17 protein-coding genes and 1 pseudogene are annotated in these 16,748 nt (G+C 60.5%); 14 read left to right on the top strand and 4 right to left on the bottom strand.

Translation table 11 applies throughout. The annotated features are described in order from the left end of the window. Nucleotides 1-43 precede the first annotated feature (43 nt). From AC1DDG_RS08555 to AC1DDG_RS08570, 4 genes and pseudogenes are all read left to right on the top strand, one after another. On the top strand, nucleotides 44-442 hold the full coding sequence (locus tag AC1DDG_RS08555; RefSeq protein WP_476875712.1) for a nuclear transport factor 2 family protein: 399 nt from the start codon (nucleotides 44-46) through the stop codon (nucleotides 440-442). A 275-nt stretch (nucleotides 443-717) separates the two neighbouring features. After that, nucleotides 718-1,152: an ester cyclase gene (locus AC1DDG_RS08560; RefSeq protein ID WP_476875713.1), complete on the top strand. Its 435-nt coding sequence runs from the start codon at nucleotides 718-720 to the stop codon at nucleotides 1,150-1,152. Then, the gene (locus AC1DDG_RS08565) at nucleotides 1,136-1,312 is read left to right on the top strand and encodes a hypothetical protein (protein ID WP_476875714.1); all 177 of its coding nucleotides are present in this window, start codon (nucleotides 1,136-1,138) and stop codon (nucleotides 1,310-1,312) included. Before AC1DDG_RS08560 ends, AC1DDG_RS08565 begins: the two co-directional genes overlap by 17 nt. Before the next feature lie 565 nt (nucleotides 1,313-1,877). Continuing rightward, nucleotides 1,878-2,445: pseudogene (locus tag AC1DDG_RS08570) on the top strand (recombinase family protein). A gap of 348 nt (nucleotides 2,446-2,793) precedes the next feature. Here the strand turns inward: AC1DDG_RS08570 and AC1DDG_RS08575 are convergent. Beyond that, a complete protein-coding gene (locus tag AC1DDG_RS08575; protein ID WP_476875715.1) occupies nucleotides 2,794-3,573 on the bottom strand; it encodes an IclR family transcriptional regulator in 780 nt (259 codons plus the stop codon). A gap of 177 nt (nucleotides 3,574-3,750) precedes the next feature. Here AC1DDG_RS08575 and AC1DDG_RS08580 point away from each other — a divergent pair, with 177 nt between their 5' ends. Next, the gene (locus AC1DDG_RS08580; protein ID WP_476875716.1) at nucleotides 3,751-4,569 is read left to right on the top strand and encodes a maleate cis-trans isomerase family protein; all 819 of its coding nucleotides are present in this window, start codon (nucleotides 3,751-3,753) and stop codon (nucleotides 4,567-4,569) included. Nucleotides 4,570-4,581: 12 nt separating this feature from the next. Continuing rightward, nucleotides 4,582-5,964: an SLC13 family permease gene (locus AC1DDG_RS08585; protein ID WP_476875717.1), complete on the top strand. Its 1,383-nt coding sequence runs from the start codon at nucleotides 4,582-4,584 to the stop codon at nucleotides 5,962-5,964. A gap of 254 nt (nucleotides 5,965-6,218) precedes the next feature. Here the strand turns inward: AC1DDG_RS08585 and AC1DDG_RS08590 are convergent, their stop codons facing one another. Continuing rightward, on the bottom strand, nucleotides 6,219-6,833 hold the full coding sequence (locus tag AC1DDG_RS08590) for a cysteine hydrolase family protein (protein ID WP_476875718.1): 615 nt from the start codon (nucleotides 6,831-6,833) through the stop codon (nucleotides 6,219-6,221). A gap of 189 nt (nucleotides 6,834-7,022) precedes the next feature. Here AC1DDG_RS08590 and AC1DDG_RS08595 point away from each other — a divergent pair, with 189 nt between their 5' ends. The 6 genes from AC1DDG_RS08595 to AC1DDG_RS08620 all read left to right on the top strand — a co-directional run bounded on the left by AC1DDG_RS08595 (nucleotide 7,023) and on the right by AC1DDG_RS08620 (nucleotide 13,056). Next, on the top strand, nucleotides 7,023-8,048 hold the full coding sequence (locus AC1DDG_RS08595; RefSeq protein WP_476875719.1) for an ABC transporter substrate-binding protein: 1,026 nt from the start codon (nucleotides 7,023-7,025) through the stop codon (nucleotides 8,046-8,048). A gap of 108 nt (nucleotides 8,049-8,156) precedes the next feature. Beyond that, nucleotides 8,157-8,945 carry an ABC transporter permease gene (locus AC1DDG_RS08600; RefSeq protein WP_476875720.1) on the top strand — a complete coding sequence of 263 codons (789 nt, stop codon included), beginning with the start codon at nucleotides 8,157-8,159 and terminating at the stop codon, nucleotides 8,943-8,945. A 16-nt stretch (nucleotides 8,946-8,961) separates the two neighbouring features. Next, nucleotides 8,962-9,756: an ABC transporter ATP-binding protein gene (locus AC1DDG_RS08605; protein WP_476875721.1), complete on the top strand. Its 795-nt coding sequence runs from the start codon at nucleotides 8,962-8,964 to the stop codon at nucleotides 9,754-9,756. A gap of 11 nt (nucleotides 9,757-9,767) precedes the next feature. Then, nucleotides 9,768-10,550, top strand: coding sequence for an ABC transporter permease (locus AC1DDG_RS08610; RefSeq protein WP_476875722.1), 783 nt, complete (start codon nucleotides 9,768-9,770; stop codon nucleotides 10,548-10,550). A 150-nt stretch (nucleotides 10,551-10,700) separates the two neighbouring features. Next, nucleotides 10,701-12,161, top strand: coding sequence for a DHA2 family efflux MFS transporter permease subunit (locus AC1DDG_RS08615; RefSeq protein WP_476875723.1), 1,461 nt, complete (start codon nucleotides 10,701-10,703; stop codon nucleotides 12,159-12,161). A 172-nt stretch (nucleotides 12,162-12,333) separates the two neighbouring features. Then, nucleotides 12,334-13,056 carry an isochorismatase family protein gene (locus AC1DDG_RS08620; protein ID WP_476875724.1) on the top strand — a complete coding sequence of 241 codons (723 nt, stop codon included), beginning with the start codon at nucleotides 12,334-12,336 and terminating at the stop codon, nucleotides 13,054-13,056. Nucleotides 13,057-13,306: 250 nt separating this feature from the next. On the opposite strand, the gene AC1DDG_RS08625 is transcribed toward AC1DDG_RS08620, so the two are convergent. After that, entirely contained in the window at nucleotides 13,307-13,504 is a 198-nt protein-coding gene (locus tag AC1DDG_RS08625; RefSeq protein WP_476875725.1) for a transposase, read from the bottom strand. A gap of 521 nt (nucleotides 13,505-14,025) precedes the next feature. Beyond that, nucleotides 14,026-14,205, bottom strand: a complete 180-nt coding sequence (locus AC1DDG_RS08630) for an IS3 family transposase (protein ID WP_476875846.1) — start codon at nucleotides 14,203-14,205, stop codon at nucleotides 14,026-14,028. An 852-nt stretch (nucleotides 14,206-15,057) separates the two neighbouring features. On the opposite strand from AC1DDG_RS08630, the gene AC1DDG_RS08635 reads away from it, so the two are divergent. Then, on the top strand, nucleotides 15,058-15,381 hold the full coding sequence (locus tag AC1DDG_RS08635) for a 2Fe-2S iron-sulfur cluster-binding protein (RefSeq protein WP_476875726.1): 324 nt from the start codon (nucleotides 15,058-15,060) through the stop codon (nucleotides 15,379-15,381). Nucleotides 15,382-15,467: 86 nt separating this feature from the next. Then, on the top strand, nucleotides 15,468-16,748 hold the full coding sequence (locus AC1DDG_RS08640; protein WP_476875727.1) for an aromatic ring-hydroxylating dioxygenase subunit alpha: 1,281 nt from the start codon (nucleotides 15,468-15,470) through the stop codon (nucleotides 16,746-16,748).

The following is a 16,748-nucleotide window of genomic DNA, read 5'->3' on the forward strand; positions in this document are numbered from 1 at the left end:
CCGCTGCCTTTCCCGCCTGAACACCACGAAGGAGCCCTACACATTGGCGCAGACGATCGGCCCTGACCACGCCCTCATCCGGGGTCTCGAAGACCAACGGTATGCAGCGGTCCTTGACCAGAACTTCGACATTCTCACGAGCCTTTGCCACGCCGAACTGGTCTACGGCCACACAGGTGGAAACCGCGATTCGCTGGACTCGTACCTGAACAAGCTCCGCACGGGCACCCTCCGCTACCACCGCATCGATCACCCCGTGGACAACATTGTGCTGGTCGGAGACACCGCCCTTGTCTTTGGACAGATGAACGCCCACCTCACCGTCAACGGCAGCAATAAAACCCCTCAACAACAGCACCCTTGCGGTGTGGACCAAAGACGGCGGCGACTGGAAATTTACCGCCTACCAGCCGACACCGGTGGCATCCTCGGATTGAGCTGAGCCATGCACGGCGGCGGACAGCGGCTGCAAACACCCAATGGGGAGTCACAACCAGGCGTCACTCCCCCGACGGAAGGCGAATTGACAGTGTCTACTGAAACGACGAGCGGCATCAGCGATGAAGAAGCTCCAGAACGTTCGCGGGACTATGAGCTAACCGCTTCACCCTGGATTGGACTCCACTATAAGTACGAACACGGCCGATTCGTTGTCAACACCGGGCAATCCCCGCACCGGGGTATGGCCGGCCACACTGAACAAGCAAAGGAATGGAAATGACCGAAGAACTACGCGCGCGGATGGACCGATTCGTCGAGTTCATCAACTCAGCCGATGAAACAATTGGTGAGGAGATCGTTGCCCCGTCGGCGATCTTCCATGTGCCCTTCCTGCCCGAACCGGTGCAAGGCCCCACAGGCTACCTCGACATCATCGACGTGATGAGGCAGGCATTCCCTGACGTTCAGTGGTCACTCGAAGAAACCATCATTGAAGGGAACGCGGTAGCGGCGCGATTCACCCTGCGGGGTACCCACGAAGGAAACTTTCTCGGCGTACCCGGCACGGGCAAGTCGATCCAAACCCAGGCCATGAATATCTATCGCTTCGAAAACGGCCAGATCATCGAGGAACACGGGCTCCCTGACCTGTTCGGACTGATGATACAGATCGGCGCCATCGACACACCGGGCGGTGACGACCGCGGCTGAACTACAAGCCGGCACGCCTCATGATCCTGAGGTAGAGCAGAAGATGGAAAAGCTGGGCCTTAATGCGACATTCAGGGACTCGGCGGCGTTCGAGAGCTTGTGGGAGTCGCAGGACAAGCGCCTGATCCCCCTCATCGAGCGCGCCGCGCAGCAGAAGTAACCACTCAGGTCCCTTGGGAGCCGCATGCCGGCCGGTCTCCCACGGGACCGCAATACGGTGGGCACGAAGCTGCGTCGAATGCCGCAACGCCAGTGCTAGTTGGGTCTCCTGGCGCTGCTGTGGCCGAAGACTACCCGCACGCTCGAAGAGATCTCTCACACCGGATCGTGACGCATCCGGCTACTTGTACACGGAACCCGCATGGGCCGTCTCGGTGCCTACAAGGGCATGCCCCATTTTCAATCCTTGACGACATACCGCCGTTTGGTGGAACGGGCCGTTGCCCGCACCCTCAGCTGGCTATGGGTCGTGACAAGTTCAAGTTCCCGGGCATGGCTTGGCCCGCCCTCCCGGCGAGTGGACGGGCCATTCCAGCGTCTCATCGCTTGCCCTGGTTGTGAAGGGGAGCTGCTATGCACCTCCTTCGAGCCTTGGAAGCGAGACTTTCCTTCGACCCTGTCATCCTGAGTACACCCCAACCTGACGACGTGGGCCAGCACGTCTTGACGTTCTTCTGGAAAGGCCCTAGAACTCAAGCTGACAGGTTGATGGTTTGAAGGCGACGGTGGCCGGACTACGGATTGGGTACGTGCGCGTGAGCACGCTGGACCAGAACGACAAACGCCAGCTCGACGGGTTGGTACTGGACAGGGTTTTCACGGACAAGGCCTCCGGCAGGGACACGGCCAGACCGCAACTGGCCGAACTGTTGGGTTACGCCCGTGACGGGGACACCGTCCTGGTGCACAGCATGGACCGGCTCGCCCGCAACCTGGACGACCTGCGCGCCCTGGTCCAACACCTCACCCGCAAGGGCGTGCGGGTGGAGTTCGTCAAGGAACACCTGCTCTTCACCGGGGAGGACTCCCCCATGGCCAACCTCATGCCGTCCGTCATGGGTGCTTTCGCTGAATTTTCAACGCTCAATGATCAGGGAGCGGCAGCGTGAAGGCATCGCCCTGGCCAAGCAGCGAGGCGCCTACCGCGGACGCAAGAAAGCCCTCACACCGGAACGGGCGGCCGAACTGGTACAGCGTGCGGCCATCGGGATTCCCAAATCCGTCCTCGCCAGTGACTACGGCATCAGCCGGGAAACGGTGTACCAGCACATCCGCCAAGCCCCACTGGCCTGAACCCCCGCCCCTGCCATGCCAGCCATTACGCCAGAGCTGGATTACTTCAGGTTGACGGAAGGTCCGTTATCGGCGCCGAAAGCAGTGAGAAGCAAGGCTCCACGAAGCTGGAGCCGATTGGATTCACAGCCATACTCTCGCTGTTATCCGCGTTCGAACCCTACTCCGTAATTCACCGGGACTGAACTGTCCTGGGAGGCATCGCCATGCGCCTTGGAGCGAGCAATCACGCTGTGTGACGACACGTCGGCCTGCTCCAGGGACGAATGATTCCCAGTCGGACCGAGCTTCCTAGGATCGGCTGCAGTCAGCAAACACCGGGGACGCCGGCAATGTTCTCTAGCCCTTTTATTCGTTCACATCCTGGTAGGCAAGGGCGCTACTCGCGGCGGCGGCTGCCCGTGCCACGATGGGGCCGAGCCTGGGCACGTCGGCGGGCGTTATGCGCTGGGTGGGAAATCCGAGGCCCAGAACACCGGCCAGCCTACCGGTGTGGTCAAAAACGGGTGCGCTTACCGATCCGACGTCTTCGTTGCGTTCACCGAAGGCCGCGTAGAAACCCTGCTCTCTGGCCGCCTGCGCCTGCTGCCGGAGAAGATCGAGGGTGTCCGGAGTTGCAGGGGTGTAGCGGCTCATCTCCGATTCGGACAACGACCTCCAGGCATCCGGGTCATAGGCCAGGAAGATCTTGCCCGGAGCTCCTGCGTGAAGAGGCATCACCATTCCGACCATGAAGGGCCGCATCACCACGTGGCGCGTTTCTGCGACTGCGACCACTGTACGGAACGCTCCGTCTCTGACGTAAAGACATGCGCTTTCGCCTGTCTCGTCGCGGAGCTGCTGCAGCACGGGTTTTACCAGCTTGACGAGGTCGAGCCCCAGGGTTCCGGGTGCGGCCCAGCGGACCATGCCGATTCCGATCCGGTACTGGTCTCCCTCCCGGTCCAGGAATCCTTCCCGGACCATGTTCTGAACGAGCCGCTGGCAGGTACTGGAGGGCAGTCCCGTCCGCCGGATGATCTGCTGGAGAGTCGGCTCGGGTTCGGCGACGGAGAAACAGTCCAGGATCTCGGCGACCTTGTGGAGCACCAGAAGTGGTGATGAGCCTGAGCCCTGTTCGGATGTCACGGAGGGTCCTTTCTGCTGTAATTCCCGATCTTGCGCGGATCCCATCCTAGACAAGCGGGAAGCGGGCTTCCCGCTAACAGCATGTGATCCGTTTGACATTCTACCAGTGAGACCCACATCATGGGATGGCAACCCAGATTATGGGATTACCTATCAGCACAACGTCGTGGAGAAACCATGAGCACTCCTGAAGTCACCTGTGAAACTGCCGCCGAGCCCAAGCGCCCCGGTGCGTCCCGCGTAGGCCTGATCGTTCCCAGTTCGAACACCACCATGGAAACCGAGCTTCCCGAGCTCTTCCGCCGCCAGTCTGAGGCCACCGGGCACAAGTACACCTTCCACTCCGCCAGGGCGGGCATGAAGAACGTCAATCGTGAAGAGCTTCTCGCGATGGTAGGCAAGGCTGCGGGCTGCGCCGAAGCCGTGTCGGACGCCGACGTGGACGTCATCGCCTACGCCTGCCTCGTGGCCGTCATGGCGCAGGGGCCGGGAGCACATGCCGGATCCGAAGAGGTCATCGCCGCTGCTGCCGCCGGAAACGGGCATCCGGCACCGGTCACCAGCAGCGCCGGAGCGCTGGTACGAACCCTGCAGGAGATGGGCGTCCGCAAGGTTGCCATGATCACCCCGTACATGAAGCCGCTGACCCAGATGGTGGTCGAGTACATCGAGGGCGCCGGAATCACCGTCCTGGATGCAACCAGTCTCGAAGTTGCCGACAACCTGGCGGTCGGCTGCCTGGACCCGCAGAACCTTCCTGGCATCGCGCGTAACCTCAAGCGCGAAGGCGCCGAGGCCATTGTTCTTTCCGCCTGCGTCCAGATGCCCTCACTTCCCGCGGTCCAGGCCGTTGAAGATGAACTCGGCCTGCCCGTCATCACCGCGGCGACGGCCACGACGTACGAAATCCTGAAAGCGCTCGGGCACACTCCGGCCATCACCGGCGCCGGCAGCCTTCTCTCGGGAACCCGCGCCCTGACCGGCGCGAGCATCTAAGCGAACGCCGCCATGTCGCTATCTCTCATCGCGTTCTTCATCCTTGTAGCCGCCTTTGCCATCGGCTCGTTCACCAGGATCAATGCCGGACTCATCGCCCTTGTCGCCGCCTTCGGCGTCGGCACTCTTCTGGTGGGCATGCCCATCAAGGACGTCATCGGCCAGTTCCCGGCCGGTCTGTTCTTCATCCTCGTCGGCGCCACCTTGCTTTTCGCCATCGTGAGGATCAACGGCACCATCGACCTGCTCGCCTACTGGGCCGAACGCCTCGCGGGTGACCGCAAGGTACTCGTTCCCGTCCTGATGTTCCTCCTGACTGCGGCACTCGCCTCCGCTGGGGCATTCACGCCGGCCGCCATCGCAATCGTCGCGCCGGTAGCCCTGGCACTTGGCCTCCGGTTCGGCATCAGCACCCTGGCCATGGGCCTGGTCATCGTTCAGGGCGCAAACGCCGGTGCATTCTCCCCAGTCAATCCCTTCGGCGTGCTCGCCAACGTCATGCTCGATGACGCAGGAGCGTCGGCCGATTCCTTGAAGCTGTACATCTACTGCTTCGTGTTCAACGCCGTCCTGGCCGTCATCGCCTACGTCCTCGTGCAGTGGATCATGAAGCGCCGCGTTACACCTGGGAGCGGCAGTGAAACGGGCCTCTCCGGAGCCGATGCCAGCCAAGGCATCGTACATCCAGGGGCGGCCAGAAGCGTGGCCGGCGGCTCGGGGGCCTCGGTGCTCACCGCTGCAGCGCCTGCACAGGTGGCTACGGACCCGGCCTTGCGTCAGGGCCCGGTTAAGGTCGCGGCAACCCCGATGCGGATCATGACCCTGATCGGCCTGGGAGCGCTGCTGGTATTGACGACGGTTCTGGGCATCGACGTCGGAGTGGCGTCCCTCGTCGTCGCCCTGATGCTGATCTGCGCGAACCCCGGCGTGCAGAAGCCTGCCGTGGAGAGCATGCCCTGGTCCGCCATCATCCTGGTCACCGGCATCGTCACCTACGTGGGCCTGCTTGAAGAAATGGGGGCCCTGAAGGAACTGGAGGCAGGTATCGCCGGTTTGGGCGACAGCTCCCTTGCCGCCCTGATCGCCAGCTACGTGGTGGCGGTCGTGTCCGCCTTCGCCTCCACCGCCGGCACTCTCGGCGTGGTCAGCCCGATCGTCACCCCCATCGCAATGGACCCGATGCTCTCCCCCATCGGCGTGATCACAGCCATCGCCATCAGTTCCTCCGTGGTGGATGTCAGTCCGATGTCCACCAGCGGAGCGCTGCTCATGGCCAGCGCCCAGCCGAAGGATGAGCGGATGTTCTTCCGGGCCTTGCTGCTCTGGGCAATCGCGATGATCGGTATCGTCCCGCTCCTCGTCTGGCTCATCTTCGTCCAGCTCGGCCTCGGCTAACCAACAAGCCCCGTTGCGGGGTGCCCGGGACCATACAGGCACCCCGCAACGGCTCAGCCCTCCAAGTGGTGCTTCCGACGGAAATCCCCAGGCCAATCAGCACTGCGGATCCGCTTCAGCTCCCTCACCGAGGTGAACTCCACGATCGACGGGGATCATTCTCCGCGCCCTTGCCGTCCTGCTCGAGAAGGAGTATGTCCCCTGACGTGCCGGCTCCCCATGGCCTCGGACCGCGGCCGCTGGGAACAATGATGTCACCCACGTTCGGCGGAGATCCGGAGGCCTTCAATAACGTGTTTGCTCCGCGTAACCGCCCCGAAGCCGCTCGCGACCGACCTAACAGTGTTGTTGTGAGCTATTTCCGAGTAGTCTCCACAGCAGTCCTCGACGAGAGTGACCAGGAAGTCGAGACAAGTTGCATCCCGTAGCGATGTTTCTACGCAGATGCTCGTTGCTGTCCCGCAGAAGAACAAAGACGTGCGATTGAGAGATCGTAAGAGCCCTTCCAGCCCCGTGTTCGTGAAGGCGCTGTAGCGTGCTTTGGGAAGTACGTGGTCCTGTGGCTGCGGTACTAGTGTGAAGAACTCCGCCCCCCACGTTCCGGGCAGGCAGGACTGTGAATCGCGGGGTTCCAGATGACGGGCGCGCCACTCGGCAGTGTCAGTTTCGGGATCATGCAGGTTCTGCATGAAGACGACAGGCACTCCAAGTTCCCTGGCATCCTGCGTGAATATTTCAATGCGGCCAACGACGGATTGCACTCGCTCAACGTCCCTTCCACGTAGCCCTTGGTAGCCGCCGCTGTGGCAAAAATCGTTCTGAATATCGATTACGACGATTGCCGCCTTCGAAGTATCAAGTCGTCTCACGTAATGTCCTCAACTTTGGGCGAATGGTTTGACCATACTATTGACATGCCTTCGTGATGTAAATTACTGTCCCTTTCAACGGGCGGCGAAACTTCGCCGCCGCCTGAACAGCGTGGTTCGTCTGGCTCCAACCCTTGGTTGCAATGCGTCGAACCCATTTCGCAGCTGTCTGAACTAAGAGGAGCTTTGATGTTTGCTTGGATACTGGCCAAGAAAAAGTACCGCCCCGCGCGTCTCCCCGCCTTGGCCTCAATGGCGGCAGTGACGGCGCTGGCGCTGACCGCCTGCGGCGGCGGCGCCAGCAGCGCACCCAACTCTGACGGCGCGCCGGTTCAGCTTCGGGTCATCGAGTCGAACAAGCAGGATCCGACCGAGCTCGGCGCGGAAGCCGGCAACTACGTCAATATTTGGTCGAAATGCTCCCCGGAGGTGAAGGTCAACCTGACTGCCGGCGAGAAGGTGGCGGAGGCGTTGGCAGCCAAGAGCGCTGACATCGGAATTACATCCCCCAACCGCGTTATCGGTGCGATGTCCCAGGGACTTAGGGGAAAGATCATAGGATCATCGATGCCGGTTTGGGATCAGTACGTGGTTGTTAGGAAGGACAGTGGGGCCAAGTCGTTTAGCGATTTGAAAGGCTCCACCTTTGCCATCAGCAGCTTCGGCTCTGCGGGGGATTACGCCACTCAGAAGATCGCTCGTGAGGAGGGCTGGGGCCCTGACGACTTCAAGACTGTCACAATGGGCAGCCTTGATGGGATCATGGCCGGGCTCAAGAGCGGCACAGCAGACGCCTTCCTGTGGAGCGCCCAGGCGGCTTTTGGTCTGGAACTTGAAGGATCCGCAAGGGTTCTCGGCAGTGTGAAGGATCTTGTGGGACCCAACGCCATGACAGTGGTTTTCGCCACCGACGAAATCATCCAGAAGAACCCAGCGGCCGTTAAGGCCTTCGCGGAGTGCTACTACAAGGCCACCGAGGCAATCATGGACGACTCTGGCTTGGCCACGAAGATGCTGGTCGAAAACTGGGGAATGGAGCCAGCACTCGCGTCGAAGATCATCGAAAAAGAGATTCCCCTGAGCTCGCGGGACGGTGAATTGAGCCCGAACCAGCTGGAAGGACTCCTCGAAGCTACGCAGTTTACGATCAAATCCGCCAAGTCGCTCACCATCGACGACGTCAAGGGCATGTACAAGCATTGGAAGAGCCTGTGATGACGGCTCGCCAAGGCGCAGGGAGCTGAACCGATGCAGACCAATTTGTCAGCACCACCTCGCACACAACCACGACTGTCCACTCCGAAGGTGCTTCGGACTGCCGACGTGAAAGCCCAGGCACGAATCGGTCGGGTCACGGTGGTCGTGGCGGCCCTGATCGTCTGGGAAGTCCTAACCCGGTTCGGCCTAATCGACAGCGATTTCGTTTCCACTCCGCTGGCCGTGGGCGTGGCGTTCACAGAGATGCTGCGCAGCTCGGAAGTATTGTCAGCGTTGGCCAGCACAGGGGGAAATATCCTCTTGGCATTCATTATCGGTACGGTTATCGGCGTCATAGCCGGGACAGTGATGGGCCTGTCCAAAACGTTGTGGCAGGCCTACTCGGCTCCATTGTTGTTCCTGATGTCCACGCCGAAGTCGATATTCCTGCCGATTTTCATCCTCTTGTGCGGCATCGGTTCCACGTCTGCCGTTGTCTTCGGCGCGTTCGAAGCGGCGGTGTTCGTAACTATTAACGTGGCCGCAGGCATGGCGCTCGTCGAAGATCGCCACATGAAGGTGGCACGTGCGTTCAAAGCGTCCTGGGCCCAGACCATCCTTGCCGTGGTGCTGCCCTCTGCGCTTCCCGGGATCTTTACAGCCCTGTGGTTCGGAATCCGCCATGCCTTCATCGGTGTTCTGATCGCGGAACTGTGGGCTTCTTCAGACGGGGTAGGGGGACTGATCAGGGTCTACTCGGAACAACTCCACACTGACAAGACCCTCGCCCTAATGTTGGCAGTCACCATTCTGGCCATTATTGCGGGCACCATCTGGAATCACTTAGAAACACGGCTGACGCGATGGCGGCAAAGCTCCGCTGCCGGGGCCGCAACAACAACCGCGACAAGTTAGGTAAACAGCAATGCGAATGTCCATCAACGATGTTTCAGTCACGTTCACGCGTGCCGGATCGACGGTCGAAGCACTCAAAGATATTAACTTGTCGCTGCACGAAGGAGAATTCGTAGCCCTCCTTGGTCCAAGCGGCTGCGGCAAGTCCACGCTGTTGACTTGTTTGGGAGGGCTGATGACGCCCACAAAGGGCGAGATCATCGTCGGCGAGTCAGTTGTAGAAAACCCGGATCCACGGAGGGCCGCCTTCGTCTTTCAAGACTATTCTCTGTTGCCTTGGAAAAACATTCTGGACAATGTCGGCGTTGGTTTGCGGTTCGCCGGAGTCGGGAAACAGGAACGGCGCGAGCGCAGTCAGGAACTGCTCGAGATGATGGGATTGTCCCAGTGGGGTGAATCGCATCCGGGACAGCTGTCAGGCGGTATGCAGCAGCGCGTGGCGGTGGCCAGAGCTTTGGCGATGGATCCGTCAATCCTGCTCATGGACGAGCCTTTCGGTGCACTGGACGAACAGACCCGGCGTTCGCTGGGCGAAAGCATCTCGACAGTTCTGACGGAGAACAAGCAGACGGTCGTTCTGGTCACCCACAGCCTTGATGAGGCCATCTACTGGGCGGATCGCGTCATAGTCATGTCGGCCCGCCCTGGCCGAATCATGGCCGAAGTCCAGATCCGGCAGCCCCGGCCACGTCCACTCGAATTTATCGCTCAAGAAGATTTCGCTCAATTGCGTTCCCAGCTCTTCTTGATGCTGAATGAGGCCATGGGCCACGACCAGCAGGCCAGTCCGCTAGAAGCGCAGCGAGCATAGGGAAGGTTGACATGAAAGAACAAAAAGCCTCCCCGCTGGTATGGCCGCTGCGGGCGCTTGGGCTAGGGGCGCTGATTGGTGTTTGGGCTTTTGGAAATGGTCCTGGTGGGATTTCGCCGCTGGTTCTGCCTACTATCCCTAGGGTTGTGGAAGCGCTCGGGGAAGCACTGTCGCAGTTCTCGACGTATGAAGCGGCCGCGATCACTTTCGGTGAAATCCTCGCCGCATTCATCCTCGCCTCGGTGTTCGGCCTTGCCGCGGGCTTCTGGGCCGCGAGGACACCTTTGCGGATGCAGATTTTCCAATCAATCTTTGTCTGGGGTTACCTCGCTCCATTGATCCTCTTCTACCCGATCTTTATTCTGTCCTTCGGCACGGGAGTAGGGTCGAAAATTGGCTACGGGGCAGTCAGCGCCTTCTTCCCAATCGCCTATAACTCGTTGCGGGCCTTTGCTACGGTGCAACCCACGATGCTGAAGGTGGCCAGGGCGTTCGGCGCCAGCTCATTCCAAACCGACTTCCTGATCAAGTTGCCCAGTGCGTTGCCGCTAATCAGTTCCGGAGTACGCATCGGTGCCGGCGCCTCAATGATCACGGTCATTTTCGCCGAGATGCTTGCCTCGACGGCGGGACTTGGTTACCAACTGGCGCTGAACAGTCAAACCTTCGCCGCTCCCCAGGCCTTTGCCATGATCATTCTGCTCATGGTCCTAGTCGGGGTGCTTCAGGGATTGGTCAACCTCTTGCTCACGCCTAGGCGCGAGCGAGGAAAAATTATCAATGTCGCCCATTAACTAGAGGGCAGCGTCCAGGGGCTGGCAGCGAGTGAATGACGGTCTGGCGGCGGGGCCAAAGCAAGATCGCAGAGCTTTGGCCGAAGCCACCCTGGACGTGGTGGATTCGGACCGATCTCCGAAAACGCAATGACTGGAAGGCTGCGGAGCATGACCGAAACTGAAGTGCAACCGACCGGGCGCCGGTTTCCGGGGGAAATAGCCAGATGGATACTCCTTTTCGCCATCACGACAGGAACGTTCATGGCCAATGTCGATGCCACAGCGGTGGTTGTGGCATTGCCCACGATGGCCAGGGAGTTCGGCGTTGAAATCGATTCGCTGCAATGGGTGCTGTCGGCCTACCTCCTGGCCATCACGGCGGTGCTTCCTGTCTTTGGGAAGCTCTCGGATGCAATCGGCCGAAAGAGAATCCTGAGCCTAGGCCTGCTTATGTTCGTCCTCGCGTCACTCTGTGTGGGCATGGCGCCGGCTCTGGCGGTCATGATTCTGTTCCGGGTACTCCAAGGAATTGGAGCTGGCATGTTCATGGCGACGATCACGCCACTGGCCCTGGCGAACTTCCCTGTGGACCAAAGGGGCCGGATTCTCGGAATCATCGGCAGTATGGTTGCCGCAGGAACGTTGCTAGGGCCGGCCTTGGGTGGAGTCCTGACGGAAGCGTTCGGCTGGCGCGCGATTTTCCTGATAAATGTTCCGGTCGGGCTGATAGGCGCCATCGGCACCCTGGTATTGCTCCCAAAGGACTCAAACAAGTCGAACAGGGCGCCCCAGCTGGACATCCTCGGCATGACTTTATTCATTACATTTTCGTCCACCCTGCTGCTTGGGCTAGGCTTCGCGCCCCGCCTCGGGTGGTCGAGCGGTGTCGTGGTCGCTCTGCTGGCAGCGGCGGTGATCGCTTGCGCGCTCTTCATTTTGCGCGAGCTGACCACCGCCGGCCCGCTTATCAATCTCCGGTTCTTCCGTAGACGCGTCTACGGCTGGGGGATGCTGGCGGCGTTCCTCTCGTACATTCTTATGCTGTTTCCTGCTTTTCTATTTCCCCTCTACCTGCACGACGTCCTGGGCTGGTCGATTGGCCTAACCGGACTGATGATGACGTGCCAAGCCTCCGCGATGCTCCTGGTGTCACCCGTTTCGGGCTGGTGGAGCGACCGCGTAGGTTCCCAACGGCCGGCCCTAGTGGCTTTGGCCGTCATGGTGCTAACGTTCCTAACCGCGTCGTTCCTCGAGGCAGATTCGTCGCCATGGTTGGTGGCTGCTCTTCTGGTGCTCTTGGGTGTTAGCGTCGGGCTCTTCAGCTCGCCGAACAGTTCGGCAGTGATGGGCGACTTAGGGCAGGACCAGGCCGGAGTCGCCAACGGCACAATCGCAACTCTCCGGAACCTAGGTAGGTCCATAGGAGTGGCGCTCACCGTTTTGCTCTACCAGCTGTTTGCTGGCTCTCCCGCTACAGCCGAGATCCCGGCCGACCGCTTCCTGGCTGGCTTTCAAGGTGTCCTGTTGGTCGGCGCGTCGCTGGCGGCAATTGCCTTTCTGGCGGTCGTGTTTATGTACCGCGCGGGCAGTGCCACTCCAGAGCCTCGCTGCCGGTCATTGTTGGACTGACGAGTTAGTTACTGAGCCATATACCGATATCCAAGCTCGACAAAGTTCTCTAAGCCCAGACCCCATTGACGCTACCGCAAGGTGTCGTTTTTTGCGCTCTTATCCTGCGTTGACGACACGAAGCTCCACCTATTACTGATGAGGAATAATCGTGAATTCTTGGCGAGACGTTATGTCGGACGAAGCTTACGAAGCTTTCGACACCTTCCTAGATCCCACCCCCGTAGTGGGGCAGCGACCGGCGCTTTTAGTTATCGACGTAGTCACCGCTTTCCTGGGTGAAGAGGGCCTCCCCCTGACGGCCTCGCTTGCCGACCGACCCTTGAGCTGCGGGCAAGCTGGATGGTTGGCACTGCCACGAGTTCGGGTTCTTTTGGAGTGGGCACGTGACCGGGGATTTCCCGTCATTTACACCGTGGGAGATTCAGATATCCTCGGTGGGGCCTTAAAAAAAGCAGTGGACGACAGGCAGGCCAGCCGATCGGAGATGGCCGAAATTCCGGACGCGATCACCCCCTTCCCCGGGGAGGCTGTCATCCCTAAGGCCCGTGCCAGCGCGTTCTTCGGGACGCCATTGACAGCTCTCCTGATTAAGGAAAAGGTCGACTCTCTTATCGTCGTGGGATGCACAACGTCCGGTTGCGTACGTGCCACGGTAGTGGACGGACACTCTTTCGGCTGGCCGGTCGTCGTCGCGGAAGATGCGTCCTTCGATCGCGCAAAACTAAGCCATGACGTCAGCCTCTTCGAGATGAACGCCAAGTATGCGCAAGTCTTTACCGTCAAGGACATCTTTGCCGCTTACGCAGCCTCATCGGATTCCGCTTCTCGTATCACAAGTAAGACTAAGCGGCCTCCCCTAGACAAGAGCCAGAATCTGACTACAGATTTATAGCGACTACTTCCAGTCAGCCTATTCCCCTCCGTGTTGGTTGCCGTACCAACCGCGGATTAGGTGGAACACGACATCTGGACAGTCGCCTGCACCCAGACGTAGTGATCGCCTCGGAAAGGTCCTTGGGTCCGTCCCAGACCACGATGCACACATCCTCCGCCGCGGTTCTTGAACTCCGTGAACACCCGAGCCAGTACCTGGCTCCCGCCTCGGCCTACGGCCCAGAATCCCGAGGATGTCGCGTTAGCGTTCACGGTGACGCCAAGGACGATGTAGAAGGGCTTGTCGCGGCGGACCTGCCGTCACGGATCCGGACATGGATCGCGTCGATGAAGACCACCGGGTAGGCGCGCATAAGGGTTCTGTTGGCCATTCGGCCATCACCTCGGAGACCTTCAGTGACCCTGCTGATGGTGTCCTTGGAGACGTTGGCGGCCCCAGTCGCCATCGACGTGCGCGGCTGACCCAGTTGTCAGGCCTCGGGCGGCAGGGACAGGATGTCTCGTCGATTCCCTCTAGGCCGAGGTGGATTGTCGTCACAATTTGAGGCTCCAAGCTGCCCTCCCGCAACCTGGAACATCGAACTCCACCGGCACTCGCTCTCGGCCTGCCCGTGCCTCTCGGGGCCAAGATGCTCGGTGATCTCAGCTTCCAGCAGGTTTCTTCTCAGGGCTGCCAGTAGTCACCAGGGCCCCAGCAGGCTCACGCTCGCGCGCCTGCTCCAGCAGCGCCTCCGCGAGCTCCTTCTGATCGGTGATCTCTCCCGTCATGGTCGATCATCTCTGCGGACTCATTCATAGCTTGCCGTTCGGCGAGGCCACGCCGTTCCCACCGCTTTCGTACAGTCTCTGTGCAGTACACGCCACACAGGAGCGGCACCAGCCGTCGCCGGGCAAGGTTCCGGAGAGCATGAGACGTTCCTGACAGACGCGGACCGGTCCCCGAAAATCGGAGTGGCTAAGTAAGAGCCTATGGCTGCGAGGGGGCCTGAGCACAGTGTTGCACCGGGCTTAGGCCCTTGGGCATTGTGGGGATTCTTTCCGTGTTGTACCAGTGGATGTAGTAGTGCAGTGCTGTTTCCAGTGCGTGGGTGTTGAGAAAGCGGACACGGGAAAAATTCTTCCTTAAGGTGCCCGAAGAGCTTTCCATCACTGCGTTGTCCGCAGCAGTTGCGCTTGCGGGACGTTTATGGACTGCGCCAAAGCCTTCGGGGAGATTACGCCAGCAGATGTTCTGGGCTCGCCGTGGAGGCGACAGTGTCGTTCGAGGTTGTCGTCGCTGACGAGCTTGGTAACTTGCCCGCGGTCCTCTCGATCACGGTGGCCAGGAAATGGTGGTTGGCGCCATGGAGGCCCTGGTCCGCGAACTACGCCGGGAGCAGTTCTGCGGTCATTGTAGATTCGCAGCTTTGCCGGAACCACGGAGCGACTGGACGGGGTGAACTTGTCGTTAAGGAGCTTGTCATGTCGCAGCGATTGATCTGACCGACTTCCCGGTAGACCTACACCTCGTTTCGGGTAGGGCCGTGGCTCACCTAACTCGGGACCGTGCCGAGGGCCGTTCAAAAGCCCACTCCCCCGGCATGCATGGGGTCCGTGGCTTCCTGCAGGTCAGGCGAGGGAGAGCAAGACCGCACGACAATGTCCCTACAGCCCTTATCCTCCTCCAGCATGGGTCCACCGCAACGCGCTGGCCCTGGGCGCGCTTGAAGCGGTTGATCACGGGTCAGCCCGGTCGAATCGAATTGCCTGAGCCCTGTCACGAGCTACGTTACGACACGTGCGGTTTGGCACGACCGACTCAACCTCACGAGTGCCGCAGCCAGAAGACTTGCCTGCCTCCAGTGGTCGTGTGCGGAGATTTCGCCGGAATTGAACGAAGATCGACCACCTTTCCCCCTCGTCATCGTGAATATTGACGTTCAGCAATTCCGCGTCAGAAACCGTTGACAGCCGCGGTTACTAAAGGGCATTATGGTTAGACCATTAGCAGGAGGTTTAGATGGTCAAGATTTCGTATGTCAGTGCCGCGGGAACAACCAATGTCGTTGACGCTGAGCCCGGAGACTCAGTCATGTCCGCTGCTCTCCGCAATGGAGTGTCCGGCATAATCGGCGAGTGTGGTGGGAACAACTCCTGCGCTACTTGCCACGTATGGGTACGCGAAGAATTCTGGGACGCCGTCGGCACCCCGGGCGACATCGAGGCGGACCTGATCGACATGGGCGTCTCTCAGCCGCGCGATTGCAGCCGACTCGGATGCCAGATCGTGCTTGAAGAGAAGCTCGACGGTTTGGTCGTCGACCTGCCGCCCACTCAGCCCTAAATCTCACCATCCGGGCGAAAGTACATGTAGGGCCCGGACAACAGTGAGTACTCTCAACGCCAGTCAGGACGAAAGGATCCTTCGCAATGTTGCGTACGGACATCAATGAATTGTTGGCCCAGGCGGGTCCGGGAACTCCCATGGGTGACCTTTTCCGCCGCTATTGGCAGCCGGTGCTGCTCGCCGAGGAACTCCCCGAGAACGACTGCCCGCCGGTACGCGTGAAGGTGCTTTCCGAGCGTCTCATCGGTTTCCGTGACTCCGAAGGCCGCTACGGCCTGATGGACGAGTTCTGCGCGCACCGCGGTGTTTCGCTGTGGTTCGGTCGTAACGAAGAAGGCGGCCTGCGCTGCCCGTACCATGGCTGGAAGTACGATGTCACCGGCCAGGCCGTGGAGGTCCCGAGCGAGCCGGCGACGAGCAACTTCTGCGCCAACGTCAAGCTGAAGTCGTATCCGATGGTCAAGCGAGGCGACGTGCTCTTCGCTTACCTTGGCGACCCCGCCGCTCAGCCGCCGCTGCCTGAGTGGGAGGCCTACACCGTCCCGGACGGACAGGTCTTCACCTCCAAGCGCCTGCAGGAATGCAACTGGCTCCAGGCTCTTGAGGGCGGCATCGACTCGAGCCACGTCACGTTCCTGCACGGCGGCAACTTGGAAAGCGACCCGCTCTTTAAGGGCTCCAAGGGCAATGAGTACAACAAGGGCGATCTCAAGCCCTTCTTCGAGGTGGTCGACTCCGAAGGCGGCCTGCTGATCGGCGCCCGCCGCAACGCTGAAGAGGGTAAGTACTACTGGCGCGTGACGCCGTGGGTGCTGCCGAACTTCACGATGGTTCCGCCGCGTGGTGACCACCCTGTCCATGGTCACTTCTGGGTGCCGATCGACGACGACAACTGTTGGGCATACAGCTTCGACTACCACCCCACCCGTCAGCTTACCGAAGCCGAGGTCGCTGCGATGCGCGCCGGTAAGGGTGTCCACAGCGCGAACGACGCGTCCTATCGCCCACTGGCGAATAAGGACAACGACTACCTGATGGACCGTGGGTCGCAGAAGCGCGGCGAAAACTACTCGGGCATCGAGGGGATCGCGCTTCAGGACTCCTCCCTGCAGGAGTCGATGGGCCCGCTCGTCGACCGGACCAAGGAACGCCTCGTCGCCACCGACGCCGGCATCATCAAGGCCCGCCAGAAACTCTACAAGGCCGTCAAGGCGCTGCAGGACGGCGTCGAGCCTACTGGCAACCGCGCCCAGGACCAGAAGGTTCGTTCGGTCGCGATCGTGCTCCCGGCCGATCAGTCCTTCGTCGAGGGCATCGGCGAGGCCATGGTCGCCGAACCTGCCAAACCACACACCTCGGTCTGA

The sequence above is a fragment of the Arthrobacter sp. 10L430 genome (assembly GCF_056395245.1).

Bases quoted from the DNA above. Each gene is read 5' to 3' on its own strand.
- AC1DDG_RS08595 (WP_476875719.1), top strand. From the start codon at position 7,023: ATGTTTGCTTGGATACTGGCCAAGAAAAAGTACCGCCCCGCGCGTCTC.
- AC1DDG_RS08580 (WP_476875716.1), top strand. From the start codon at position 3,751: ATGAGCACTCCTGAAGTCACCTGTGAAACTGCCGCCGAGCCCAAGCGC.
- AC1DDG_RS08610 (WP_476875722.1), top strand. From the start codon at position 9,768: ATGAAAGAACAAAAAGCCTCCCCGCTGGTATGGCCGCTGCGGGCGCTT.
- AC1DDG_RS08625 (WP_476875725.1), bottom strand. From the start codon at position 13,504: ATGGCGACTGGGGCCGCCAACGTCTCCAAGGACACCATCAGCAGGGTC.
- AC1DDG_RS08560 (WP_476875713.1), top strand. From the start codon at position 718: ATGACCGAAGAACTACGCGCGCGGATGGACCGATTCGTCGAGTTCATC.
- AC1DDG_RS08635 (WP_476875726.1), top strand. From the start codon at position 15,058: ATGGTCAAGATTTCGTATGTCAGTGCCGCGGGAACAACCAATGTCGTT.
- AC1DDG_RS08615 (WP_476875723.1), top strand. From the start codon at position 10,701: ATGACCGAAACTGAAGTGCAACCGACCGGGCGCCGGTTTCCGGGGGAA.
- AC1DDG_RS08630 (WP_476875846.1), bottom strand. From the start codon at position 14,205: ATGGAAAGCTCTTCGGGCACCTTAAGGAAGAATTTTTCCCGTGTCCGC.
- AC1DDG_RS08640 (WP_476875727.1), top strand. From the start codon at position 15,468: ATGTTGCGTACGGACATCAATGAATTGTTGGCCCAGGCGGGTCCGGGA.
- AC1DDG_RS08605 (WP_476875721.1), top strand. From the start codon at position 8,962: ATGTCCATCAACGATGTTTCAGTCACGTTCACGCGTGCCGGATCGACG.
- AC1DDG_RS08620 (WP_476875724.1), top strand. From the start codon at position 12,334: ATGTCGGACGAAGCTTACGAAGCTTTCGACACCTTCCTAGATCCCACC.
- AC1DDG_RS08585 (WP_476875717.1), top strand. From the start codon at position 4,582: ATGTCGCTATCTCTCATCGCGTTCTTCATCCTTGTAGCCGCCTTTGCC.